Raw genomic sequence first — 22,172 nt, forward strand, 5'->3', positions numbered from 1 at the left:
CTATCTAAAGCTTTAATAAAAAAGGAGCCCTGAGGCTCCCTTTGTTTATTCTATTTTGAGACGATTTACTTAACCGTTAATGCACTCAACATGTCAGTTGAAGGAGCAAAGTAGTAAGCGCCTGTCACCGCTTTAGTAAAGCGAAGCAGTTGATCTGTTTTGCCATCGGTTACGCCGTACATGCTCTCTAACATCGCATCAAAGTTATGGCGAACGTTACAGTAAGCAATGAACAGTAAGCCATGATCGCCTGTTGCTGTTCCGTAAGGCAGGCTGTGACGAACGATTTTAAGACCCTTGCCTTCTTCTTTAATATCCACACGACCAACGTGAGACGCCGCAGGAACATCGTCTAGCTCAATTGAATCGGGCTTAGTACGACCAACAACTTTCTCTTGTGCCGATACATTCAATCGGTTCCAAGCAGGTAGGTTATGCACAAAACGTTGCACCATCACATAACTACCGCCAGCAAATTCACCTTCAGGTACAATCGCCACTTCAGCGCGCTGTGCGTCTTTCGGGTTTTCGGTGCCATCAACGAAATCGGTCATGTCACGTGAATCTAGGAAGCGGTAACCGTAGGTTTCATCAACTACTTCAACGTCTGCAGCTACTTCAGATAGCAATTTACGTAGGATGAAGAAGTGCAGATCGTGTCGATTTGAATGACAGTGAATCAGAACATCAGACAATGTGCTCGGTGCAGTGACATCACCTTCACCAAGCGCAGGGAAATCAATGAGGTCCGACGGAGCTGCTTGCTCGAACTTATCCCAAAAAGCTTTTGAGAACGCAACCGATGCCGTTAAGTTCGCATCAGGCTGAGCTTGATTTAGCTCTTCGATTAGCGCAGGAATCTTTTGAATTTCTGCTAATACGTCAGCAGCGTTAGCATTCACTTTTAGTTGAACGTAAAGAGCGAAAGGCCCAGCTTCTGGCAAGATAGCACTTTGAATTTGAGACTGCTCATTTGAGATGTTAAGCATAGATTAATCCTTTCATTTTTAGCTTCTAAGTATAATTGTGAACGGGACAAATGTTTTGATGAGAATCAGTCTTCTAGCTCGACCGCTTTAAAGCAATCTTTAGCGGTATGACTATTGGTTAGATAAAGAGCTAACCACAGGAGTAACAATAAAGTTACCCCATTCGACCAACGAAACCATCCGTTATCCAAATAGATTAAATAAAGGGTATGAGAGCTCTGTGCCAAGATAGCCATCATGGTCACCCCGCGTCCCCATGACACGACTTTGTTAAGGCGCTTTCTATCTGGAGATCTTAGCCCAAATAACCACATCAGTAGCAAGCTAGGAACGCTCAATGCAATTCCAACATAAAACATTTGATGGTCTGGATAGATAATTTCGAGGATATCCGTGCCCGACTCTCGGCTTGCTCCTGCGACAATGAAAACAACCAAAGCTTTCGCCAGATACAGCCAACCTAACCATAAAAGGATTGGGGCTTTTAAAAAGCCGTGCTTATCGTATTGTTCTATGGAGTGCCGCACAAATCTCACTTTCACTTATTTTAAAACCAACACTTTAACGCAAATCATTCATACTTAACTAGCTTTGCGTTATCTTAGTAGCCAATCCGTTTTAATTATCGAACTCAGTATGAAAAAGAAAACTAATACGCCGTCTGTTGAATCTCAACAAGAAGCACTGAAGATAGCCAAAGCGACTCAAAAGCCAGCTCAAACCAAAGAGCAAACCAAGTTGATTGCTCAAGGTATCGAGAAAGGCATCGCACTTTACAAGAAACAGCAAAAAGAACGCAGTCGCCAAGCTGATAAAGCAAAAAAACGCGTACAGAAAGAGAAGCAGACTCAACAAGCTAATCTAGACGAAGAGAACAATGTAGACGCGAGTGTTGAAACAACATCAAATCACGCCAGTAAATTGCCGTGGTTACTATTGATCGCAAGCTGGGTAGGTTTCGCGATTTATTTGATGAAATAGCAGGGTAAACGAATGAAAAAGGAATTAGTCGCTTTGACCATGAGTGGTGCATTGCTAGGTTGCACGACACCGACATCAGCTCCTCACAATGAAGCGGACAAAGTACAAATGGATTTCCACGGTATGATTAATATCGAACAATGCGAGTATAAAGGGGAAGTCACGGGCAGTGAAGGCCATTGGTACAGCTACCTATTCTTTCCCAATGACACATTGATTCAAGGCGCCATGAATGAACTCAAGTCGAATACGATTGAGCTAGGCGCAGATACCGTGATATTCACACTTCCCCAAGATTTTTCCACATCTGTGACTATGCTGGGAACTGCCTATCTGTGTAAGTAAATCGAAACGTAATGAGGTCGCTCACCACTCAAATGAGCGTCATACTACCCGACGACTTCTACTACAAAAAAAGAAAGCCAGCTTTCGCTGGCTTATGCACTAAATCCAAGGCTTGTTGCTATATCGCCTTTACGCTGGATAACCCATTGACTGTCAAATGGCCCCCAGTCGGATAACTGGTAATAGCCATCATTATGACGTCGCCCATCTTGAACAAACATAAGTTCGATACCGATCCCCGGTAACGCCTTGAGTACATCTTGAATAGTACGACGAGGCCACCCCGTTTTTTCGATGAGTTTAGGCACATTTGGCCTATCAAGGCTTTCCACTAACAATGCTAAATATAGCCGCCTTGCAAAAACAGGACTCAACTCCATTGACACCTCCTATATATGTGCAGCTCAATTATTTCTTTTTTCGCTGACAACATGTTGAGGCTGATCAATAAGTCTCCAATAGTGACATTTTCTTACGCTTTTTTTTCACTCTATGAAATATTCATCACTCTATTTTGTCTGAGTTGCCGCTTCCTGATAGGATTCAACTCATAACAATGAAATAAAATCACTCAAAGGAAGAATAATGACTATCACCATGTTTGGCATTCCAAACTGCGACACCATCAAAAAAGCAAAGAAATGGCTCGAAGCTGAAGGTATCGAGTTCGAATTTCACGATTATCGCAAACAAGGTATCACAGAAGAGCTAGTAACAAGCTTTTGCTCTGAGCTAGGTTGGGAACTTGTGCTAAACAAACGTGGTACGACTTATCGCCAACTTTCTCAAGAGCAGAAAGACACATTGACGGAAGAAAAAGCCGTCGCGCTGCTTGTTGAACAACCAGCAATGATTAAGCGCCCTATCTTGAAAGCCGATGGCAAGCTTCATGTTGGCTTCAAAGCTGACCAATACGCTGCTATTTTTGCGTAATCAGCAATTTTCGTAATAAGCAAATTAGAACAGATAACAAGACGTTGAACTGCCCCTATTCAACGCCTGAAATTAATGACTAGACGTTTTATTTAAACAAGGAATTCAAGGATGACAGATAGCCCAACTTTGGCTCTGGCAAAAGACCTCATTAGCCGCCAATCGGTAACCCCTGAAGATGCAGGCTGCCAAGAGCTGATGATTAATCGCTTAAAAGCGCTCGGTTTTGAAATCGAAGTAATGGTATTTGAAGATACGACAAACTTTTGGGCTCGTCGTGGTACCGAAGCTCCTCTGTTTGCCTTTGCTGGCCACACTGATGTTGTACCTGCAGGCCCAATCGAACAATGGAACACTAAGCCATTCGAACCGACTATCGTAGACGGCTTCCTACACGGTCGCGGTGCAGCGGACATGAAAGGTTCTCTGGCTTCAATGATCGTTGCCGTAGAACAATTCATCGCTAAGCATCCTGATCACACAGGTTCAATCGGCTTCCTTATCACATCGGATGAAGAAGGCCCGTTTATCAACGGTACCGTACGTGTTGTTGAGACACTGATGGCACGCGGTGAGAACATCGACATGTGTATTGTTGGCGAACCATCAAGCACTGAATTCGTAGGTGATGTTGTGAAAAACGGCCGTCGTGGCTCTATCACAGGCGATCTAACGGTTAAAGGTACACAAGGTCATGTTGCCTACCCTCACCTTGCGAACAACCCGGTACACAGCTCTCTGCTTGCAATCAACGAGTTGGCAACGACTGAGTGGGACAAAGGTAATGATTACTTCCCACCAACCAGTTTCCAAATCCCAAATGTAAGCGCAGGTACGGGGGCTTCCAACGTGATTCCTGGTGAGTTTAATGTTCAGTTTAACCTGCGTTTTAGCACCGAGTTAAGCAACGACATCATCGTTGAACGAATCACAACAACGCTCGATAAGTACGACTTCGAATACGATCTGAAATGGACATTCAATGGCGACCCGTTCTTAACAGATGCAGGCTCATTACTTGATGCTATTGTCGATGCAGTAGGTCATGTAAATGATGTTAAGCCTGCATTGCTTACCACCGGTGGTACATCAGATGGTCGCTTTATTGCTCGCATGAAAGGGCAAGTGGTTGAACTAGGCCCTGTGAACGCGACGATTCACAAGGTTAACGAATGCGTGAAAGTGGCTGATTTAGAAAAGCTAACTGACATGTACGAAAGAACATTGGTGAACCTGTTCGCTAAATAGTTCTTTAATCAGCGATTCATAGCATCTAATTATTGAGAGACACGTTATGACACCAGAGCAGCTAACCGGACAATCAGATTCTCACCTAGAGCCTAACCTGATTGGCACCAAGACATTCTTGGTTCACAGTGATGTCAAAGATGATCTGAACAATTTGATTGAAGCTGCTCAACTCGCTGGTTTTAAAATGGAGATTGCCAGTGGCTTTCGCGACTATGAAAGGCAGTCTCTGATTTGGAACCGTAAGTTTTCTGGTGAAGCACCAATATTAGATTCAGAAAGCCAACCTCTTGATGTATCTACACTCACTGAGCATCAAAAGTTATCAGCTATCCTGAGATGGTCCGCGCTTCCCGGTGCGAGCCGTCACCACTGGGGTTGTGACTTCGATGTCTTTGCTCGTAACCACTTACCTGAAGGCATGCTGCTGCAATTAGAACCTTGGGAATACCTTACAGGCCACCAGCAAGCGTTTTACCAATGGCTTGTTGCCAATGCATCTCAATATGGGTTCTTCTTTCCTTACAGCCAAGACCTCGGCGGTGTGGCGATAGAACCTTGGCATATTAGCCATCGTAAAGTTTCACAGTTGTGTTTATCACAGTTATCTCCCACTTTACTTGGCAAGCAACTCCAATCTAAGTCAATATTAGGGTATGAGATAATTATGGAGCAGCTAGACGAGATCTATGCGCGCTTCGTGGCGAATATCAGTCATTAGGAGCGCTTATGTTGGAGTGGCTTACAAACCCTTGGGTTATCATCATCATCGTAGTTAGCGTTGTGGTGGGTAACATCGCAGCTCTCAAACAGACCGCCAATATGGATCTGACAGGTCGTAACAAAACAGAACGAGACTTAGATAAGCTCAATCGATTGGATAAGCAGAATCAAGAGAAAGCTGAAAAAGAAGAGTCCAAAGACAATAAAGATGTTTAGCCTTTTTACTTTGGTCCACTAGCCTGATTGATCTACAGGCTACTGAAAACGGATACAAAAAAAAGGACACATTGTGTCCTCTTTTTTATTGGCTTTAGCTAATCACAGAGCTGATTTTACTCAGCTCTGAAACGGCTTAAGTGCAACTACTCAGCTTTCGCTTCTTTGTCATCTTTGGTCTGGTCTGCGATATGCGCGAGTACCGGAACCATTGACTTAAGCAACTCTTCTTCTACTGGTTTACCTGATGCATCCGTTACGTTGATCGACGTACGGTTGCCAAGGTCACCAAATAGGAAGTTGTAAGTGCCTGGCGCTAAGTCGATAGGCTGTAGGCCAATTTCTTGCCAGAATTCATCATCTGGCGCGGCGTACTTAGCTTTCACTGTACCTTGAGACTGGTTACGCTCTTCAAGCTCAAAACCCATAGCAGGCAACAAGCTTGGCAGACGTTGCCAGAATACATTGTATGGTGTACGAGCAATAATCACAGGGAAGCCACTGCGGTCAGAACCCATTGAAATTGGAATACGCTTCACCAACTCTTGCGCTTTCAGCGCCGCTTCAGCACGAAGGTTTTCATCGTACTTAGCCATGACTAGATTGGTCAGAAACGCGTTGTAACGCTCTTTATTGGTTGCCGTTACCGGTTTCTCTTCAGTACCTTCACGCCAATCAATCAGATTAATCTTGAAGCCATGACGGTTATTCGCTTGGAAACGAGAGATAGAGTAGCGGCTGCCAATCTCTACGTCTTCATCTTCAGAAACCCAAGTTACCCAGTCGGTCTCAATCTCATTCTCTGATTGCTCACGAATGCCAATACCACGCTGAGCCAGCATGTCTACAGCCGTTTGCCATACACGATCTGCCTCTTCAGCACGAAGAAGCCATAGTGTCACTTCACCATTTTGACGCTCAGCACGAGCTCCTGGGATCAATTCAAGCACTTGTTGAGGTGGACGAATATCCACTTCACGACCTGTACCACCACTGAATTCACCGCTTGGGATGTCAAAGTTTGGGTAGAACTGAGGCTGAGCATCTTCAGGCAACTGCCATTGTGAAAACTCAGGTGTTTCTAAGTATTCGAAATCATCTTTGGCTTGGCGACGTTGAGTCGGGCTACCAGAACATGCTGTAAGAACGAAAACAGCCAGTGACCCAATCACTAGCTGGTGAGAATACTTCATTTATACTCCTAAATGCCGAAGGTTCGCTTCGGCATCACTTCATACGTTTTAGTAAATGCACGCTTCAGTCATTGCTTGAGCAACGACAGGTTGAGCTGGTTCTGACAGTTCAGTCAGCGGTAGACGTAAACCACCTTCAGCAATCAGACCCATTTTATGAACCGCCCATTTTACGGGAATAGGGTTAGACTCAACGAACAAATTCTTGTGTAGAGGCATCAAGCGCTCATTGATCGCTTCTGCTTCTTCAAACTTACCTTCTTTCGCTAGTTTGAACATGGTTGCCATATCAGCGGCTGCAACATTATTGGTTACAGAGATCACGCCGTCACCACCACGCTTAACAAATTCTAGGCCTGTTAAGTCATCACCACTTAGTAAGATAAAGTCTTCGCCACAAAGTTCACGGTGAATTGCAATTCTGTCGAGATCACCCGTCGCATCTTTAAGTGCAACGATGTTTTCGATCTCAGCAAGGCGAGCAACCGTCTCTGGTAATAAGTCTACAGCAGTACGACCAGGAACATTGTATAGGATTTGTGGAACGTCACTGACTTCAGCAATCGCTTTGTAGTGTTGGTACAAACCTTCTTGAGTCGGTTTGTTGTAGTAAGGCGTTACGCTCAGGCAACCTGCAATGCCAGAACCATTTAATAAACGGCTGAATAGCACTGACTCGTGAGTTGCGTTTGCACCCGTACCAGCGATAACAGGAATACGACCATCAGCAAATTCAACGATCTTATTGACGACTTTGACATGCTCTTCAATTGTGAGTGTTGAAGACTCACCTGTTGTGCCAACCGCAACCAGACCATCACTACCTGCAGCAACATGGTGATCAACCAACTTTTTAAGGCTGTCGAAATCCACTTCGCCATCTGCGTTAAATGGCGTAACTAGCGCAACGATACTTCCTGAAAACATGTCTATCTCCCTTAATTTATTCTTTTTGCATGTTACTGTAAGCCAATCAATAAACACAAGACATTAAAGTGGCTTACCGGCAACATCTGCATTAAATATTGTCGTATGTTTGAGGTAAAACGACTTCTAACGGCGTTCTACCTAGAATTTGGGTAACCTACGCTCAATCTAGCGGATGGCACACCACTGGATGTCAGTAACAAGTAAGCTGTGCTCTCATCACGCTATCTCATTTTTTAACGCGCTCGATATTCTTATCATTGGTTACCAATTAGATAGACGCAAGGTGCCTCATAAAAAGCCCCGTGCACACGCTTATTCCACGAGCTAACTGTGCTAACATGCATGAATCAATGGAATATAAAGAGACGTGATTTTATGACTCAACATCTAGTAATCACAGCTGTGGGCACTGATCGCCCAGGTGTATGCAACCAAGTGGTTCATTTAGTCACCCAATCAGGCTGTAATATTATTGATAGCCGTATCGCTCTGTTTGGCGAAGAATTTACGCTTATCATGCTACTGTCTGGAAAGGCAAATAACATTACCCGCGTTGAAACCACCCTACCCTTGCTTGGCCAAGAGCACGACTTGATTACGATTATGAAGCGAACCTCGCCTCATGATGTTATTGAGAACTCCTACACGCTAGAAGTTTTCGTTGAGTCAGACGACAAACTCGGCCTAACTGAGCAGTTCACTCAGTTCTTCGCAGACCGAAATATCGGTCTCGATTCGCTTAGCGCGCAAACCATCAATAAGTCCAAGGTTCAGCTCGATAACGACCAATTCCATATCTCTATTACCGCTTCTGTGCAATCAGAATGTAATTTGATGCAGCTACAAGAAGAATTCAATTCGCTGTGTCAGAGCCTATCAGTTCAAGGCTCGCTCAACTTTATCAAAAACAGTCTTTAAAAAGGAAATGTCATGAATACGCTAACGGCTGGTGTTCCAGCACCTGCTTTTTCTCTTCCAGATCAAGATGGCAATATCGTATCTCTTGGTGACTTCAAAGGTAAAAAAGTACTTTTCTACTTTTACCCAAAAGCAATGACTCCAGGTTGTATTGTGCAAGCGGAAGGCCTGCGTGATATCAAAGCACAGCTTGATGACCTAAATGTGGTTGTTTTGGGTGTGAGTGTTGACCCAGTAAAACGCCTACCAAATTTCGTTGAGAAGAAATCTCTGAACTTCACACTGCTGTCTGATGAAGACCACAGCGTTGCTGAACAGTTTGGCGTTTGGGGCGAGAAGAAATTCATGGGTAAGGTATACGATGGTCTGCACCGTATTAGCTTCCTAATTGATGAAGAAGGCCAGATTGAACACGTCTTCAACAAGTTCAAGACCAAGACTCACCACGAAGTGGTTCTAGATTACTTCAATCAAGAAGCTTAAGGGCTATTTGAGTAAGTTAATGACTTAGATTCGCCACTCTCTAAGGCAATAGCAACACTTATTAAGCTAAGAGCAAAAAGGCCGAACATCATGGATGCTCGGCCTTATTCTATAACAAGATCAATTACTTTTGATGTTCGGAGTCATCGTCTAATGCGTGACTCGGTAAGGCATTCCAAACCGCCTTAACTAGCGTTGCCAACGGGATAGCAAAGAACACGCCCCAGAATCCCCACAGTCCACCAAACACTAACACCGCAACAATAATCGCAACTGGGTGCAGGTTCACTGCTTCAGAGAACAGAACCGGAACCAACACGTTACCATCTAGCGCTTGGATGATGCCGTACGCAAGTAACAGCCAGTAGAACTGAGGTTCTAGTCCCCATTGGAACAAACCAACAATCGCCACAGGTACCGTTACCGCTGCCGCACCGATATAAGGAATCAATACAGAGAAACCAACCGCAACCGCTAACAAGACTGAATAACGAAGATCTAAAATCGCGAAGGTTACATAACTCACACCACCAACGATTAAAATCTCGAGAACCTTACCGCGAATGTAATTGGAGATTTGCTGGTTCATCTCTACCCATACTTTGGTCGCCAAACGACGATTTCGAGGAAGTACACCACTCGCCATTCTGATCATCTCTTCTTTGTCTTTTAACAAGAAAAAGATAAGCAGTGGTACGAGAATTAAGTAAACCGCTAAGGTCGCTAAGCTCACAAGAGAAGCAAGAGAGCCTTTGACAACACTTTCACCAAAACCTAACGCTTTGTTTTTGGCGTTAGACATAATGGACTCAACAATCTGCAGGTTAGCAAGTTCAGGGTAACGCTCTGGAATCGTCGCAATGAAGTTTTGTAAGCTGCCATACATACTTGGGATGTCATTGATTAGGTTACCCACTTGCTCCCAAATGGTTGGTACCAAGCCAAAGATCGCAAGTAGCATCACGCTAAAGAACATCATAATGACCAACATCACCGAAGGCGTTCTTGGAACACCGAGTCTTTGAAGTTGGGTAACAGGCCACTCAAGCAAATAAGCCAACACAATTGCAACCAAGAGTGGCGCAATTAGGTGACCAAAGAAGTAGATGGTAACAAAGCCGAAGAGAATGATGGCAACCAAACTGACAGCATGGGGATCAGAGAAACGTCGTTTATACCAACGATTGACCATTTCAAGCATCTGACTGCAATTCCTTTTTAGTGACGAGGAGATGATGGTAATTAGAGCAAACCTCAGTGATGACGTCATAGGTTTGCTTAGACAAATAAGTAACAATATCTTTCATCGAGCTGATGTCAGAGACATAAATTGACAATGTTTGCCCTACTTCTAACTTTACACTGTGACGCTTGGCTAATAATAGTGCCATTGGACAGCGCTCTTGGCGTAAATCTAGAATATTAGGTGTCATTCTTGAGCCCGATGCTTATTATAAGGGTCGTATTGTAATCTGTTTTTGAAAACGCGCCATCATTCATTCATCTTCCTTCATGATAGCGCACGCACTTGGCAAAGGTTAAATCAGATAAAGAACCAATTTGCATCGCACTTGTCTTACTGTCAGAAGAAACGGAGTATTACTGACTAATATGTTTAAACGCGCTCGCTCAATTGCTTGCTTATGCATCGCAGCTACATTAAGCACCCCAACTTTGGCGAATACCAACAGTTTGGAGCTACCAGATATCGGTACCGCTGCTGGCGGCACACTCTCTATTGACCAAGAACTTATCTATGGTGATGCCTACATGCGCATCATCAGAAGCAGCCAGCCCATTGTTAACGACCCGGTTCTAAACCTTTATATCGACACGTTAGGCCACCGTTTGGTCGCGAACGCAAATGATGTAAAGACACCTTTCCAGTTCTTTATGATTCGTGATCGCAACATCAACGCCTTCGCATTCTTTGGTGGTTATGTTGCTTTGCACTCCGGTCTATTCCTGCACGCACAATCTGAGAGTGAACTCGCTTCTGTATTAGCGCACGAAATCGCGCACGTTACCCAACGTCACTTAGCACGTAGTATGGAAGATCAAGCTCGTCGTTCTCCTGCGACTATCGCTGCACTTGCGGCTTCAGTATTACTGGCGATTGCAGCCCCTGAAGCGGGTATTGCAGCCCTAACCGCAACAACTGCGGGTAACATGCAAAGCCAAATCAACTATACGCGTAGCAACGAGAAAGAAGCTGACCGCTTTGGTATCAACACTCTGGCAAAAGCTGGCTTTGATGTGAATGCAATGCCACGTTTCTTCGGCCGTTTAGCTGATGAATACCGCTACGCAAGCACACCACCGCCAATGCTATTAACTCACCCACTACCAGAAGACCGTATTACCGATTCACGCGCTCGTGCTCGTAGTTACCCACCACTGAAACTGGCCCCGTCGCTGGACTACCACTTAGCAAGAGCCCGCATTGTCGCGCGCTATACTGGCATTAATAATGATGCTGCTCTTGATTGGTTTGAGCGTCAGCTGAAAAAAGCCCCTAAAGCTTTGGTTCCGTCATTAGAGTATGGCCAAGCATTGGTTTACCTAGATTCTAAAAAATTAGACAAAGCGGAGCCCATTCTGAACAAGCTGATTAACAGCGACCCAACCAACCTGTTTTATCTAGATGCTATTTCGGATCTGCACATTGAGAAGAAACAGCCTGAGATTGCGATTAAAGAACTTAAATCAGCACTGGTTCGTCAACCAAACAACCCGGTTCTGACCATTAACTACGCCAACGCAATGATTGAAAATGAAGACCTACAGGAAGCCGTTCGCGTATTGCAACGTTACACGCACGATAATCCGAACGACACCAATGGCTGGCACCTACTTTCAAAGGTCAATACGAGCTTAGGTAATAGCGACGAAGATCTTGCCGCTCGCGCAGAAATCTTGGCACTGCAAGCCAACTGGAACAAAGCGATTCAGTATTACACGCAGGCCAGCCAAATCGCAGAGCTCGGCAGCCTAAAACAAGCACGTTATGATGCTCGAATTGACCAGTTAATGATTCAGCGCGAACGTTTCTTATCGTTGCAATAAGCTTGTTTTATTAGCCGTCATTCTTGGTAAAAGAATAAAAACAACGCTCAACATTACATAATATAGAAGCCATTCAGGTGGCTTCAACTGAACAACTAAATCAAAAAATAATAATGAGGAAGAACCATGTCTGTCGTGATTTATCATAACCCACGTTGCTCAAAGAGCCGTCAAACTCTCGAACTGCTTCAAGAAAATGGCGTACAGCCAGAGGTAATCAAATACCTAGAGACTCCGTTAACAGTTGAACAGCTGAAAGTACTGTTCACTCAGCTTGGTTTCGAGAGTGTTCGTGACATGATGCGTACCAAAGAAGCGGATTACAAAGAAGCAAACCTTGGTGATGCGTCGGTGACTGATGAAGATCTTTTCTCAGCAATGGCTGCAAATCCAAAACTGTTTGAACGCCCTGTTGTTGTCGCGAACAACAAAGCAAAGATTGGTCGCCCACCAGAGCAAGTGCTAGAGATTCTGTAATCCAATATGAGCATTAACATTCTTGTTCTTTACTACAGTCGCCACGGCAACACACAAGCGCTAGCAAGGCAGATAGCACGAGGGGTTGAATCCATCCCGAACTGCGAAGCCATGCTAAGAACGGTGAACGACGTGTACACGGTAGAGGAGCAGCCTGATTCGCGCTATCAACCAACCGATCCTATTGCGACCTTGCAAGATCTCCGTTCTTGCGATGGTTTGGCGCTGGGCAGTCCAGTTTGGTTTGGCAATATGGCCGGGCCAATGAAGCACTTTTGGGATAGCACGACATCACTTTGGATCAATGGCGATCTTATCGATAAGCCCGCCTGTGTCTTTACCTCTTCTTCATCACTGCATGGTGGTCAAGAGACGACACAGCAAAGCATGATGTTGCCTCTACTTCACCATGGCATGTTAGTCGTAGGAATTCCCTACTCAGAACCTGCTCTGCACACCACTCAAACTGGTGGCACACCTTACGGTGCCAGCAGTACAGGAGAGAGCGCTTCGCTTAGCAAAGAAGAGATTGAGTTGGCGCAGAGCCTAGGCAAACGCTTAGCACGTATCGCCATCAACCAGAAGGGGAACTCTCAATGATGTATATGCCAGAAACGGCTATGTCTCCCAAAACCAAGCTCTTTCGTTATCTTGCTTTAGCGGGCAACTTATCGCTTTTATTCTGGGTAGTAGCTTGGCAAATGACGCTTTCACCACACCCGCATCTAAGCAATGTCACACTAGCGATTGCTTGGGCTATTCCGCTGTTGCTGCCATTACCGGGCATTTTAGCAGGTAAGCCTTATACGCACGCTTGGGCGAATTTCGTATTGATGCTCTATTTCCTACACGCATTAACTATTTTGTATGTAGACGATGGTGAACGCTTGTTAGCGGCTGTAGAACTGCTTCTTACGACTCTAGGTTTCGTGGGCAATATCTTATTTACTCGCTTTAGAGCCAAAGAATTAGGCATCAAGTTGAAGCGCCTTTCCGAAGTAGAAAAGAGAGAGAAAGCTAAATTCGAGCAATAATATTGATTCGATGTTCTAAAGCTCACATAACACCAGAACAACAAAAAGCCCTGCGAGATTGCTCTTGCAGGGCTTTTTTCATGTTTTCATTTCAATCAGTCATGTCAGCTGACAATTATGAGCGAATCCACTCGTAGACCAAGCTTGGCTTAGCATGTAATGGCGCAGTGATAGTTAGTTCTTCCGTGTTAGATTCTTCTAACGTGACATCAGAAGTACCTGTTGGCTCAGCATCCGTAGATACCTCACTACCTTTAATCACCTGAACGCTTGAGTCAGCCTCACTTCCCTCGCCTTCAGCATCAACAGTGCTTGTTGAATCATCGCCTACAGACATGGAATTGTCTTGCGTTTCAAATTCAGGGCTCACTTCAGGTTCAATGTAAGATTCTTCAACCTTCGCGACTTGACGAATGCTTTCAACTTCTTGCTCAAACTCTTGTTGAGTCGACAATAAGTGAATTCGGAAAGTGACTTCGTTGTTCTGAATCTTCAGAATATCTAAGCTTGCCACCGAGTTTAGACGCTTAAGTGCGCTCTCCAACTGGAAGAAGTCTTGAGCATTATTCAGGCTTATAAACTGCGTTAAAATCGACTCTGATGACTCACTCGCTACCGTCACAGCACTTTTACCTGCGTAGTAGTTACTGATTTGGTCGACTAACTTCTTAGAAGTCGTTGCGCTGTTACCTGATAAAGAACCACTTACAGGCGATGTTGGTGCACTCGTCAATTGACTTGGCTTTTGATCGTATAGAGCCCAACGTAAACCTGAAGATTGAGCCTTTATCACCAACACAGCATCAACAGGGTAACGCTGACTCGCTTTACTGATTGGCGTAACAAAGCTGCCCCACAAATCAGAAGTCGCAATACCCGTAATATCGTCAAAATCACCCACAGGCAGCGTTAGAGGCAAGCCACGCTCTTTTGCGTTTGCTTGTAAGCCAGCTGCTAACTGTGAGTTAGAGTGTTCCCATACGATGTTCTTGTCGTAGTTGTCCTCTTCCACAAGCCAAACAAGGATGTTTGAACGCGTGTCAGGCCAGTAAGGTAACTGTGCTTGAGTCAGTAGAGAACGGATTTGAGCGCCGTTAAAACGCATACGCAATGTTGATTGGTCATTGCTTTCGCCAAAACTCATTTGAGACATGTACTGCGAACTCTTGCGCATCGCCTTTTGAATCGTCTCATTCGAAGCGACATCAGTTTGGCCAGTCGCACGTATCAATACCTGCTCCATACCTGTATTTCTTGCCACTTGTTCTGGCTGTTTGTCTTCAGCGTTAATCGCAACTTCAGCACTAAAAATATCTACTTGAGTTAAGGCATAACTCGGAGAGGCTAATAGTCCCATCAACAACAATGCTATGTAGCGCATACTGATCCTAATATTCAAATCTTGTGCCTAGATGATAAGCAACTATGGATTGAGGGGCAAGGTCGATAGCGCCCACTGTGTTTAATAACCACAAAATATCACTTAGCCATGATAAATCGCTCACTTATAAACTGAATTTCTAGGGTTTAGATGGATATAAAACATCACTAAGATAAATAAATTTGATCCATCTAGTGTAGCAATCGATTGCTAAGTGATAGAATCCTGCGAATTTTATTTTTCACTTTTCATATAACGACCATTTTTAAGGACATATCATGAAAAATGCTTTGCAAGGTGCGCAAATGCTGTTCGTAGCTTTTGGTGCGCTTGTACTCGTGCCGCTACTAACAGGACTTGATCCTAACGTTGCACTCTTTGGCGCAGGTATCGGTACCCTTTTATTCCAACTTATTACACGCCGTTCAGTGCCAATCTTCTTAGCGTCTTCGTTCGCATTCATCGCACCTATCATGTTTGGTATTCAAACTTGGGGTGTAGGTGCAACCATGGGCGGCCTAATGGCAGCCGGTGTTGTTTATGTATTAATGGGTGCGTTGATTAAAGTGCGTGGCGTAGCCTTCATCCATAAGCTGCTTCCACCGGTCGTGGTTGGCCCAGTGATCATGGTGATCGGTTTAGGTCTTGCCCCTGTTGCGGTAAACATGGCGCTAGGTAAAACAGGCGACGGCGCAGTTCAGCTTATCGATGCAGACGCTGCACTGTGGATCTCTTCGATTTCACTGTTAGTAACGATTGTCATCAGTGTGTTCTCTAAAGGCTTCCTTAAGCTACTGCCAATCTTCGGTGGTATTGTTGCAGGTTACATCACAAGCTTGGTTTACGGTGTCGTTGATTTCACGCCAGTTGCTCAAGCTGCTTGGTTAGCTCTACCTAAGTTCACAGCGCCAGAGTTCAATATCAACGCTATCTTCTTTATGGTGTTTGTTGCGATTGCACCGGCCGTTGAACACGTTGGCGACATGCTTGCTATCTCTAACGTAACCGGCAAAGACTACCTTAAAAAACCAGGTCTACACCGCACGATCACAGGTGACGGTGTGGCGACGATTGCAGCTTCTATGCTGGGCGCGCCACCAAACACAACCTACAGTGAAGTAACTGGGGCGGTAATGCTGACCAAAGCATTCAATCCTGTGATCATGACTTGGGCAGCAGTAACAGCGATTGTTCTCGCATTGGTCGGTAAGTTAGGTGCTCTACTTCAAACTATTCCGGTTCCTGTGATGGGCGGCATCATGATTCTACTGTTTGGCTCTATCGCAACCGTAGGCTTGAATACTCTAATTCAGAACAAAGTTGACCTACACAAATCACGCAACCTTGTGATTGTGGGCATTACGTTAGTATTTGGTATCGGCGGCATGGCATTTGGCATCGGCGACTTTAGCCTACAAGGCGTAAGCTTATGTGGCATCGTAGCGATTCTACTGAACCTAGTTCTTCCAGATGAGCTAGGTGATAACACTGTGGTAGATAAAGCTCAAATCGATTAATCAATCGATAAGGCTAGATTCAAAAGAATCACAAACCAACAAGATCAAAAAAGGGAGAGCATCGAATGCTCTCCCTTTTTATTAATACTGTCCCGTCCTGAAATGTGTTTACACATTGAGGACGAATTATGACTACTTCAAATAATACCTACGTTAAGCGCACTCAGCGTGATTACACACTAGGCTTTAAATTACAGGTCGTCGCCGCTGTAGAAAGAGGCGATATGACATATAAACAAGCCCAAACCATTTATGGTATCCAAGGCCGTTCAACTGTTTTAACTTGGCTTCGAAAGCACGGTAAGATGAATTGGGCGCAAACTCCAAGGATGAATACCATGCACCAATCTAAGCCTAAAGAGTCACCAGCACAGAAAATAAAGCGCCTTGAGAAAGAGCTGGAAGACGAAAAAATAAAGAATCTCTTTTTAAATAGAGTGGTTGATATTCTTGATGCTGAACACGGAACTAGCCTCAGAAAAAAGTATCTCGCCAAGGAGCAAGAAGTCTTCAAGAACAGGACGGAATAAGTTTAGTTCGAGTATGTAAGCTATGCGGGATAACGAGACAAAGCGTTTATCAACGAGAAAAGCGAGCTGTTCATCGCCAGTTAGAACTTAAACCCATCAAACAAATGGTGTTGGATATTAGACGTTATATGCCTCGGGTTGGCACTAGGAAACTCTACTTTTTACTTAAGCCAAAGTTGCAAGAACAAGGTATCAAGCTAGGTCGAGATGCTCTTTTCAACTACTTACGTGATGAACGATTATTGGTAAGACCTAAACGTAGTTTTACAAAAACGACAAACAGTAAGCATTGGATGAAAAAACATCCGAACTTATTAAAGAACTACAAACCATGCAATCCAGAGGGTGTGTTAGTAAGTGACATTACCTATATCCAATCAGATGAAGGTGTTCACTATCTCTCATTGGTAACTGATGCGTTTAGTCGGAAAATTATGGGCTACGAGCTGAGCAACGAAATGAAGGCGACGGATGTTGTGAAAGCGCTAGATATGGCTGTTAAGGGACGTCAATATCATTGTTCGTGTATCCATCACTCTGATCGTGGTCTCCAGTACTGCTCAGGTGTTTATCAAGATAAGTTGAAAAGTAGCGGCATAATCCCCTCGATGACAGACGGTTATGACTGCTACCAAAATGCATTAGCAGAGAGAGTAAATGGAATACTGAAACAAGAGTTCTTACTTGATAAGTGTAGAAACCTCGGAGAGCTTAAACAACTAGTAAAAGAGTCTATAAGTACCTATAACAACATGAGGCCGCACCTTAGCCTTAGGATGAAAACTCCAAATGAGGTGCATGAAAAAAGCCAACAGCTGGCGCTATTGGCTTAGTAGAAATACTGTCAACGTATTTTAGGACGAGACATACGGTTGATTCAACGAGTTAAGGAACGGTTTAGAGTCTCTTAAGCTGATACCGAATTACTTAGTACCGAAGATCTTATCACCAGCATCGCCAAGACCAGGAACAATGTAGCCCTTGTCGTTTAGCTTCTCATCGATTGCAGCGGTGTAAAGCTCAACGTCTGGGTGCGCTTTTTCTAGAGCAGCGATACCTTCAGGAGCAGCAACAAGCACAAGAATCTTAAAGTGCTTACAACCTTTCTCTTTCATCAGGTCGATAGTCGCGATCATAGAACCACCTGTCGCAAGCATTGGGTCTACTACTAGAGCAATACGCTCATCGATGTTAGATGCAAGCTTGTTGAAGTATGGTACTGGCTCAAGTGTTTCTTCGTCACGGTAGATACCAACAACGCTGATACGTGCACTTGGAATGTGCTCAAGAACGCCGTCCATCATGCCTAGACCAGCACGTAGGATTGGCACTACAGTTACTTTTTTACCTTTAATTTGGTCAACTTCTACTGGACCGTTCCAACCGTTAATCGTCACACGCTCAGTTTCAAAGTCTGATGTCGCTTCGTATGTTAGAAGGCTACCCACTTCTGTCGCTAGCTCACGAAAACGCTTAGTGCTAATCTCACCTTCACGCATCAGGCCAATTTTATGTTTTACTAGCGGGTGTTTCACTTCAACAACTTTCATTTCCAACTCCGGCAATATTTAAACAAACCTGTAGATTATACACGAACTCTAAGGTTATTTCAGAATCTTTATTCTAATAAAAAAAACCGCGCAAACGTTTGCTCTTGGTAATCAAGCCCTGTTAGAATAGCGCCGTTTTCACATCCAACTTAAGTTCGAGGACTATCCCGTGAGTGGTAATACTTCTTCTCTAAGCTACAAAGACGCTGGTGTTGATATCGACGCAGGTAATGCACTAGTAGACCGTATCAAAGGTGCTGTTAAACGCACTCGTCGCCCTGAAGTAATGGGCGGTATTGGTGGCTTTGGCGCCCTATGTGAACTTCCAACGAAATACAAAGAGCCGGTACTTGTTTCAGGTACTGATGGTGTTGGTACTAAACTTCGCCTTGCTTTGGATCTGAAAAAACACGACACCATTGGTATCGACCTAGTGGCAATGTGTGTGAACGACTTAATCGTTCAAGGTGGTGAGCCGCTATTCTTCCTAGACTACTACGCAACAGGTAAGCTAGATGTAGATACAGCAGCAGACGTTGTTTCTGGTATTGCTGAAGGCTGTGTTCAAGCTGGCTGTGCACTAATCGGTGGTGAAACTGCTGAAATGCCAGGTATGTACGAAGGCGACGACTACGATGTAGCTGGCTTCTGTGTTGGTGTTGTAGAAAAAGCTGACATCATTGACGGCACTAAAGTAGCAGCAGGCGACGCACTTATCGCTGTTGGCTCAAGTGGTCCACACTCAAACGGTTACTCTTTAATTCGTAAAGTTCTAGAAGTTTCTGGTGCTGATAAGAGTGAAGAACTAGAAGGTCGCACTATCGGTGAGCACCTACTAGAACCCACTAAGATTTACATCAAATCGGCACTTAAGATGATTGCTGAACATGACATTCATGCTATCTCGCACATCACCGGTGGTGGTTTCTGGGAAAACATCCCACGCGTACTTCCTGAAGGCACTAAAGCAGTCATTGATGGCAAGAGCTGGGAATGGCCTGCTATCTTCAACTGGCTACAAGAGAAAGGTAACGTGGAGACATTTGAAATGTACCGCACTTTCAACTGTGGTGTAGGCCTAGTTGTTGCTCTACCTAAAGATCAAGCAGACGCTGCTGTTGAACTACTGAAAGCTGAAGGCGAAAACGCTTGGGTTATCGGTGAGATCGCAAACGCAGAAGCTGGCGAAGAGCAAGTTGAAATCAAATAAGTGATACGTTCACTTACTTAGTTAATCAATGAGGACCTAATGGTCCTCATTTTGCTATTTGGCCCGCAGAAAACCTTAGTTTATGTAGGTACATTGTAAACAGTCCAGTTAATCAATCGTATGACCCACTCTATGAAAAACAATCACTCAAATAAAACCAGTCTCTCTCAGAAAAACATCGTTGTGTTAGTTTCAGGAAGCGGAAGTAACTTACAGGCAATTTTGGATGCTTGTGATAGCAATATGATTGATGCTTCAGTTAAGGCTGTCTTCTCAAACAAAGCAGAGGCTTTTGGATTAGAACGAGCGAAAACCGCAGGTGTTGACGCACATTCAGTGAATCCAAAAGACTTTGGTTCACGTGAAGAATTTGACAATGAATTAATGGTTCAGATCGATGCTTACCAACCCGATTTAATCATACTCGCTGGCTACATGCGAATCCTGAGTTCAGAATTTGTTCGTCACTATGCAGGTAAAATGGTCAACATCCACCCTTCCCTGTTACCCAAGTACCCAGGCCTACACACCCACCAGCGTGCCATTGATGCACAAGATAAAGAGCACGGTACCAGCGTCCACTTTGTTACCGAAGAACTTGATGGTGGCCCGGTGATCTTACAGGCTAAGGTTCCGGTATTTGAAGATGATGATGCTGATATGTTGGCAAGCCGAGTGCTGACTCAAGAACATTGCATTTACCCTATGGTCTGTAAATGGTTCGCGGAAGAGCGTTTATCAATGGTAAAAGGACAAGCGGTGTTAGACGGTAAGACACTAGGTAAACACGGTTACGCAGAAGAGTAATTCGTCACACGACCCTCTCGCGACAAATTGCTGAAAACAAAAAGGCCGCTTACTGACTTATTAGTGCAGTAAGCGGCCTTTCGTTTGTTTGGGTTCAAGCAATACGATCTACAGCATTAACTTAATGGCTCTGTAGGCGCTTGGCTCGCGACCTTTTTCGGCGCATAAGCAACATCTTCCAACGCTTGATGATTATTGCCAATCAACTCACCAAAATGAAACAGTGCGTATTCGCCCGGCTTCATTCTAAACCACTCTTCATTGTCCGTAAGAGGTTGAGTTGCAACGACCGTCACCACATCATTCGGCGTGGTCTCTTCTTGGAAGTTAATCTCAACGTCTTCATCAATTAAGCTCGCTTTGCCAAAAGGTGCGCGTCTGGTTATCCAGTACAAATGATTAGTACAGTAAGTCATCACGTACTCACCATCACTCAACAACATGTTGAAAACACCTTTCTCGCGTAGCTTGTCACAACATTCAGCCACGAAGCGAAACATACCTTCCATGTCTTGAGGCGGTTCAGGGAAACGCTCTTCAAGTTGTTTCAGTAGCCAACAAAAAGAGAGCTCACTGTCTGTCTCGCCAACCGGTCTGAAACGGCCGCTAATCAGATCGTCGTAATCCGTTAACTGGCCATTATGAGCAAAGGTCCAGTATCGACCCCAAAGCTCACGGGTAAAAGGGTGTGTATTTTCTAGATTGACGCCACCACGGTTGGCTTGACGAATATGACTGACAACAGCTTGGCTTTTAATTGGGTAGTTTTGAACTAGCTCAGCAATCTTAGATTCACAGCTCGGATTCGGATCTTTAAAGGTGCGAAAACCCTTTCCCTCATAGAAGGTAATACCCCAGCCATCGCGGTGCGGGCCAGTATTTCCTCCACGCTGCATAAGACCAGTAAAGCTAAAACAAATATCAGTTGGCACATTCGCGCTCATACCGAGCAATTCACACATGGTTTAATCTACTCCCTATTAAAACCAATGGAGCCACAAAGCTGGGCTCCAAATGTCTGTATAACTATTATTCCATCTCTTTTTCAACAAGTTGAATCACAATGTGGATGATCTTAATGTGAATCTCTTGGATGCGGTCTGCGTAACCAAAGTGTGGCACTCGGATTTCAATATCCGCACAGCCCGCCATTTTACCGCCATCTTTACCCGTCAATGCAATAGTCTTCATGCCTTTCGCTTGAGCCGCTTCAATCGCTTTTAGAATATTGCCTGAGTTACCTGAAGTCGACAGACCGAACAACACATCACCTTTACGGCCTACCGCTTCTACATAACGAGAGAATACGTGGTCGTAGCCAAAATCATTACTCACACAAGATAAGTGGCTAGGGTCTGAAATCGCAATGCCAGCATAGCCCGGGCGATTTTCACGGTATCGGCCAGTAAGCTCTTCAGCAAAATGCATCGCATCACAGTGTGAACCACCATTGCCACAAGAAAGCACTTTGCCTTCTTGCTTGAATGAGTCAGCAATCAGTTTTGCCGCCGCTTCAATTTGAGCGATGTTATGGTCATCACTCAAGAACTTGTTCAGAACATCAGCAGCTTCGTTTAATTCACTTTTGATTAGGTCTTGGTACATAAGGCTTATCTCTTATTTTTTTGACGCAACTTAAAG

General features: G+C 44.5%; 27 protein-coding genes. 16 read left to right on the forward strand and 11 right to left on the reverse strand.

Going from position 1 to position 22,172, the window contains the following annotated elements; translation table 11 throughout:
• Positions 1-65 precede the first annotated feature (65 nt).
• Together ITG09_12125 and ITG09_12130 are read right to left on the reverse strand one after the other, a co-directional pair.
• Positions 66-989 (reverse strand): Dyp-type peroxidase, encoded by a 924-nt coding sequence (locus ITG09_12125; protein UPR51439.1) that lies wholly within the window; start codon positions 987-989, stop codon positions 66-68.
• A gap of 65 nt (positions 990-1,054) precedes the next feature.
• Positions 1,055-1,516, reverse strand: a complete 462-nt coding sequence (locus ITG09_12130; protein UPR51440.1) for a DUF2919 domain-containing protein — start codon at positions 1,514-1,516, stop codon at positions 1,055-1,057.
• 109 nt (positions 1,517-1,625) lie between these two features.
• On the opposite strand from ITG09_12130, the gene ITG09_12135 reads away from it, so the two are divergent.
• Both ITG09_12135 and ITG09_12140 read left to right on the forward strand, forming a co-directional pair.
• A complete protein-coding gene (locus ITG09_12135; protein UPR51441.1) occupies positions 1,626-1,970 on the forward strand; it encodes a DUF2956 domain-containing protein in 345 nt (114 codons plus the stop codon).
• A 12-nt stretch (positions 1,971-1,982) separates the two neighbouring features.
• A complete protein-coding gene (locus tag ITG09_12140; protein ID UPR51442.1) occupies positions 1,983-2,315 on the forward strand; it encodes a DUF4156 domain-containing protein in 333 nt (110 codons plus the stop codon).
• A gap of 92 nt (positions 2,316-2,407) precedes the next feature.
• Here ITG09_12140 and ITG09_12145 read toward each other — a convergent pair whose 3' ends face one another.
• A complete protein-coding gene (locus tag ITG09_12145; protein ID UPR51443.1) occupies positions 2,408-2,695 on the reverse strand; it encodes a helix-turn-helix domain-containing protein in 288 nt (95 codons plus the stop codon).
• Positions 2,696-2,900: 205 nt separating this feature from the next.
• Between ITG09_12145 and ITG09_12150 the strand changes: the two genes are divergently transcribed.
• The 4 genes from ITG09_12150 to ITG09_12165 all read left to right on the forward strand — a co-directional run bounded on the left by ITG09_12150 (position 2,901) and on the right by ITG09_12165 (position 5,435).
• A complete protein-coding gene (locus ITG09_12150; GenBank protein ID UPR51444.1) occupies positions 2,901-3,248 on the forward strand; it encodes an ArsC family reductase in 348 nt (115 codons plus the stop codon).
• A gap of 111 nt (positions 3,249-3,359) precedes the next feature.
• Positions 3,360-4,496, forward strand: coding sequence for a succinyl-diaminopimelate desuccinylase (gene dapE / locus ITG09_12155; GenBank protein UPR51445.1), 1,137 nt, complete (start codon positions 3,360-3,362; stop codon positions 4,494-4,496).
• Positions 4,497-4,542: 46 nt separating this feature from the next.
• Complete coding sequence (locus ITG09_12160) at positions 4,543-5,217, forward strand: M15 family metallopeptidase (GenBank protein UPR51446.1); 675 nt, start codon at positions 4,543-4,545, stop codon at positions 5,215-5,217.
• An 8-nt stretch (positions 5,218-5,225) separates the two neighbouring features.
• Positions 5,226-5,435, forward strand: a complete 210-nt coding sequence (locus ITG09_12165; GenBank protein UPR51447.1) for a DUF2897 family protein — start codon at positions 5,226-5,228, stop codon at positions 5,433-5,435.
• A gap of 146 nt (positions 5,436-5,581) precedes the next feature.
• Here ITG09_12165 and bamC read toward each other — a convergent pair whose 3' ends face one another.
• Together bamC and dapA are read right to left on the reverse strand one after the other, a co-directional pair.
• On the reverse strand, positions 5,582-6,628 hold the full coding sequence (bamC, locus tag ITG09_12170; protein UPR51448.1) for an outer membrane protein assembly factor BamC: 1,047 nt from the start codon (positions 6,626-6,628) through the stop codon (positions 5,582-5,584).
• Positions 6,629-6,676: 48 nt separating this feature from the next.
• Positions 6,677-7,555 carry a 4-hydroxy-tetrahydrodipicolinate synthase gene (dapA, locus tag ITG09_12175; protein UPR51449.1) on the reverse strand — a complete coding sequence of 293 codons (879 nt, stop codon included), beginning with the start codon at positions 7,553-7,555 and terminating at the stop codon, positions 6,677-6,679.
• Positions 7,556-7,933: 378 nt separating this feature from the next.
• Between dapA and ITG09_12180 the strand changes: the two genes are divergently transcribed.
• Together ITG09_12180 and bcp are read left to right on the forward strand one after the other, a co-directional pair.
• Positions 7,934-8,476, forward strand: a complete 543-nt coding sequence (locus tag ITG09_12180) for a glycine cleavage system protein R (GenBank protein UPR51450.1) — start codon at positions 7,934-7,936, stop codon at positions 8,474-8,476.
• A 12-nt stretch (positions 8,477-8,488) separates the two neighbouring features.
• The gene (gene bcp, locus ITG09_12185) at positions 8,489-8,959 is read left to right on the forward strand and encodes a thioredoxin-dependent thiol peroxidase (GenBank protein ID UPR51451.1); all 471 of its coding nucleotides are present in this window, start codon (positions 8,489-8,491) and stop codon (positions 8,957-8,959) included.
• A 124-nt stretch (positions 8,960-9,083) separates the two neighbouring features.
• Here bcp and ITG09_12190 read toward each other — a convergent pair whose 3' ends face one another.
• Both ITG09_12190 and ITG09_12195 read right to left on the reverse strand, forming a co-directional pair.
• Positions 9,084-10,160: an AI-2E family transporter gene (locus tag ITG09_12190; GenBank protein UPR51452.1), complete on the reverse strand. Its 1,077-nt coding sequence runs from the start codon at positions 10,158-10,160 to the stop codon at positions 9,084-9,086.
• Positions 10,153-10,392 carry a sulfurtransferase TusA family protein gene (locus ITG09_12195; protein UPR51453.1) on the reverse strand — a complete coding sequence of 80 codons (240 nt, stop codon included), beginning with the start codon at positions 10,390-10,392 and terminating at the stop codon, positions 10,153-10,155. The genes ITG09_12190 and ITG09_12195 overlap by 8 nt, the downstream gene beginning before the upstream one ends.
• Before the next feature lie 178 nt (positions 10,393-10,570).
• Here ITG09_12195 and ITG09_12200 point away from each other — a divergent pair, with 178 nt between their 5' ends.
• From ITG09_12200 to ITG09_12215, 4 genes are all read left to right on the forward strand, one after another.
• A complete protein-coding gene (locus tag ITG09_12200) occupies positions 10,571-12,025 on the forward strand; it encodes a M48 family metallopeptidase (protein UPR51454.1) in 1,455 nt (484 codons plus the stop codon).
• Positions 12,026-12,151: 126 nt separating this feature from the next.
• A complete protein-coding gene (arsC, locus tag ITG09_12205) occupies positions 12,152-12,502 on the forward strand; it encodes an arsenate reductase (glutaredoxin) (protein UPR51455.1) in 351 nt (116 codons plus the stop codon).
• A 6-nt stretch (positions 12,503-12,508) separates the two neighbouring features.
• Positions 12,509-13,102: an NAD(P)H:quinone oxidoreductase gene (wrbA, locus tag ITG09_12210; protein ID UPR51456.1), complete on the forward strand. Its 594-nt coding sequence runs from the start codon at positions 12,509-12,511 to the stop codon at positions 13,100-13,102.
• Positions 13,099-13,536 carry a DUF2069 domain-containing protein gene (locus ITG09_12215; GenBank protein ID UPR51457.1) on the forward strand — a complete coding sequence of 146 codons (438 nt, stop codon included), beginning with the start codon at positions 13,099-13,101 and terminating at the stop codon, positions 13,534-13,536. Before wrbA ends, ITG09_12215 begins: the two co-directional genes overlap by 4 nt.
• Positions 13,537-13,651: 115 nt before the next feature.
• Here ITG09_12215 and ITG09_12220 read toward each other — a convergent pair whose 3' ends face one another.
• Positions 13,652-14,917, reverse strand: coding sequence for a DUF2066 domain-containing protein (locus ITG09_12220; GenBank protein UPR51458.1), 1,266 nt, complete (start codon positions 14,915-14,917; stop codon positions 13,652-13,654).
• Positions 14,918-15,195: 278 nt separating this feature from the next.
• Here ITG09_12220 and ITG09_12225 point away from each other — a divergent pair, with 278 nt between their 5' ends.
• Positions 15,196-16,434: a uracil-xanthine permease gene (locus tag ITG09_12225; protein ID UPR51459.1), complete on the forward strand. Its 1,239-nt coding sequence runs from the start codon at positions 15,196-15,198 to the stop codon at positions 16,432-16,434.
• Positions 16,435-16,562: 128 nt separating this feature from the next.
• Positions 16,563-17,797, forward strand: a protein-coding gene (locus ITG09_12230; protein ID UPR51460.1) for an IS3 family transposase whose coding sequence is annotated in 2 segments (ribosomal slippage) — positions 16,563-16,932 and positions 16,932-17,797 — 1,236 coding nt in all. Because the reading frame shifts where the segments join, the coding sequence is not laid out codon by codon here.
• 90 nt (positions 17,798-17,887) lie between these two features.
• Here ITG09_12230 and upp read toward each other — a convergent pair.
• Positions 17,888-18,514: a uracil phosphoribosyltransferase gene (gene upp / locus ITG09_12235; protein UPR51461.1), complete on the reverse strand. Its 627-nt coding sequence runs from the start codon at positions 18,512-18,514 to the stop codon at positions 17,888-17,890.
• A 169-nt stretch (positions 18,515-18,683) separates the two neighbouring features.
• Here upp and purM point away from each other — a divergent pair, with 169 nt between their 5' ends.
• Both purM and purN read left to right on the forward strand, forming a co-directional pair.
• A complete protein-coding gene (gene purM, locus ITG09_12240) occupies positions 18,684-19,724 on the forward strand; it encodes a phosphoribosylformylglycinamidine cyclo-ligase (protein ID UPR51462.1) in 1,041 nt (346 codons plus the stop codon).
• A 132-nt stretch (positions 19,725-19,856) separates the two neighbouring features.
• A complete protein-coding gene (purN, locus tag ITG09_12245; GenBank protein UPR51463.1) occupies positions 19,857-20,531 on the forward strand; it encodes a phosphoribosylglycinamide formyltransferase in 675 nt (224 codons plus the stop codon).
• Positions 20,532-20,647: 116 nt separating this feature from the next.
• Here the strand turns inward: purN and ITG09_12250 are convergent, their stop codons facing one another.
• Together ITG09_12250 and lpcA are read right to left on the reverse strand one after the other, a co-directional pair.
• Positions 20,648-21,493, reverse strand: coding sequence for a class II glutamine amidotransferase (locus ITG09_12250; GenBank protein ID UPR51464.1), 846 nt, complete (start codon positions 21,491-21,493; stop codon positions 20,648-20,650).
• A gap of 67 nt (positions 21,494-21,560) precedes the next feature.
• Positions 21,561-22,136 carry a D-sedoheptulose 7-phosphate isomerase gene (lpcA, locus tag ITG09_12255; protein ID UPR51465.1) on the reverse strand — a complete coding sequence of 192 codons (576 nt, stop codon included), beginning with the start codon at positions 22,134-22,136 and terminating at the stop codon, positions 21,561-21,563.
• Positions 22,137-22,172: the final 36 nt, after the last annotated feature.

It is taken from the genome of Vibrio cyclitrophicus (assembly GCA_023206055.1).
Taxonomy (GTDB): domain Bacteria; phylum Pseudomonadota; class Gammaproteobacteria; order Enterobacterales; family Vibrionaceae; genus Vibrio; species Vibrio cyclitrophicus_A.

Excerpts from the sequence above, each read along its gene's own strand:
- ITG09_12125 (UPR51439.1), bottom strand. The coding sequence starts at position 989 with ATGCTTAACATCTCAAATGAGCAGTCTCAAATTCAAAGTGCTATCTTG.
- ITG09_12135 (UPR51441.1), top strand. The coding sequence starts at position 1,626 with ATGAAAAAGAAAACTAATACGCCGTCTGTTGAATCTCAACAAGAAGCA.
- ITG09_12140 (UPR51442.1), top strand. The coding sequence starts at position 1,983 with ATGAAAAAGGAATTAGTCGCTTTGACCATGAGTGGTGCATTGCTAGGT.
- ITG09_12145 (UPR51443.1), bottom strand. The coding sequence starts at position 2,695 with ATGGAGTTGAGTCCTGTTTTTGCAAGGCGGCTATATTTAGCATTGTTA.
- ITG09_12150 (UPR51444.1), top strand. The coding sequence starts at position 2,901 with ATGACTATCACCATGTTTGGCATTCCAAACTGCGACACCATCAAAAAA.
- dapE (UPR51445.1), top strand. The coding sequence starts at position 3,360 with ATGACAGATAGCCCAACTTTGGCTCTGGCAAAAGACCTCATTAGCCGC.
- ITG09_12160 (UPR51446.1), top strand. The coding sequence starts at position 4,543 with ATGACACCAGAGCAGCTAACCGGACAATCAGATTCTCACCTAGAGCCT.
- ITG09_12165 (UPR51447.1), top strand. The coding sequence starts at position 5,226 with ATGTTGGAGTGGCTTACAAACCCTTGGGTTATCATCATCATCGTAGTT.
- bamC (UPR51448.1), bottom strand. The coding sequence starts at position 6,628 with ATGAAGTATTCTCACCAGCTAGTGATTGGGTCACTGGCTGTTTTCGTT.
- dapA (UPR51449.1), bottom strand. The coding sequence starts at position 7,555 with ATGTTTTCAGGAAGTATCGTTGCGCTAGTTACGCCATTTAACGCAGAT.
- ITG09_12180 (UPR51450.1), top strand. The coding sequence starts at position 7,934 with ATGACTCAACATCTAGTAATCACAGCTGTGGGCACTGATCGCCCAGGT.
- bcp (UPR51451.1), top strand. The coding sequence starts at position 8,489 with ATGAATACGCTAACGGCTGGTGTTCCAGCACCTGCTTTTTCTCTTCCA.
- ITG09_12190 (UPR51452.1), bottom strand. The coding sequence starts at position 10,160 with ATGCTTGAAATGGTCAATCGTTGGTATAAACGACGTTTCTCTGATCCC.
- ITG09_12195 (UPR51453.1), bottom strand. The coding sequence starts at position 10,392 with ATGACACCTAATATTCTAGATTTACGCCAAGAGCGCTGTCCAATGGCA.
- ITG09_12200 (UPR51454.1), top strand. The coding sequence starts at position 10,571 with ATGTTTAAACGCGCTCGCTCAATTGCTTGCTTATGCATCGCAGCTACA.
- arsC (UPR51455.1), top strand. The coding sequence starts at position 12,152 with ATGTCTGTCGTGATTTATCATAACCCACGTTGCTCAAAGAGCCGTCAA.
- wrbA (UPR51456.1), top strand. The coding sequence starts at position 12,509 with ATGAGCATTAACATTCTTGTTCTTTACTACAGTCGCCACGGCAACACA.
- ITG09_12215 (UPR51457.1), top strand. The coding sequence starts at position 13,099 with ATGATGTATATGCCAGAAACGGCTATGTCTCCCAAAACCAAGCTCTTT.
- ITG09_12220 (UPR51458.1), bottom strand. The coding sequence starts at position 14,917 with ATGCGCTACATAGCATTGTTGTTGATGGGACTATTAGCCTCTCCGAGT.
- ITG09_12225 (UPR51459.1), top strand. The coding sequence starts at position 15,196 with ATGAAAAATGCTTTGCAAGGTGCGCAAATGCTGTTCGTAGCTTTTGGT.
- upp (UPR51461.1), bottom strand. The coding sequence starts at position 18,514 with ATGAAAGTTGTTGAAGTGAAACACCCGCTAGTAAAACATAAAATTGGC.
- purN (UPR51463.1), top strand. The coding sequence starts at position 19,857 with ATGAAAAACAATCACTCAAATAAAACCAGTCTCTCTCAGAAAAACATC.
- ITG09_12250 (UPR51464.1), bottom strand. The coding sequence starts at position 21,493 with ATGTGTGAATTGCTCGGTATGAGCGCGAATGTGCCAACTGATATTTGT.
- lpcA (UPR51465.1), bottom strand. The coding sequence starts at position 22,136 with ATGTACCAAGACCTAATCAAAAGTGAATTAAACGAAGCTGCTGATGTT.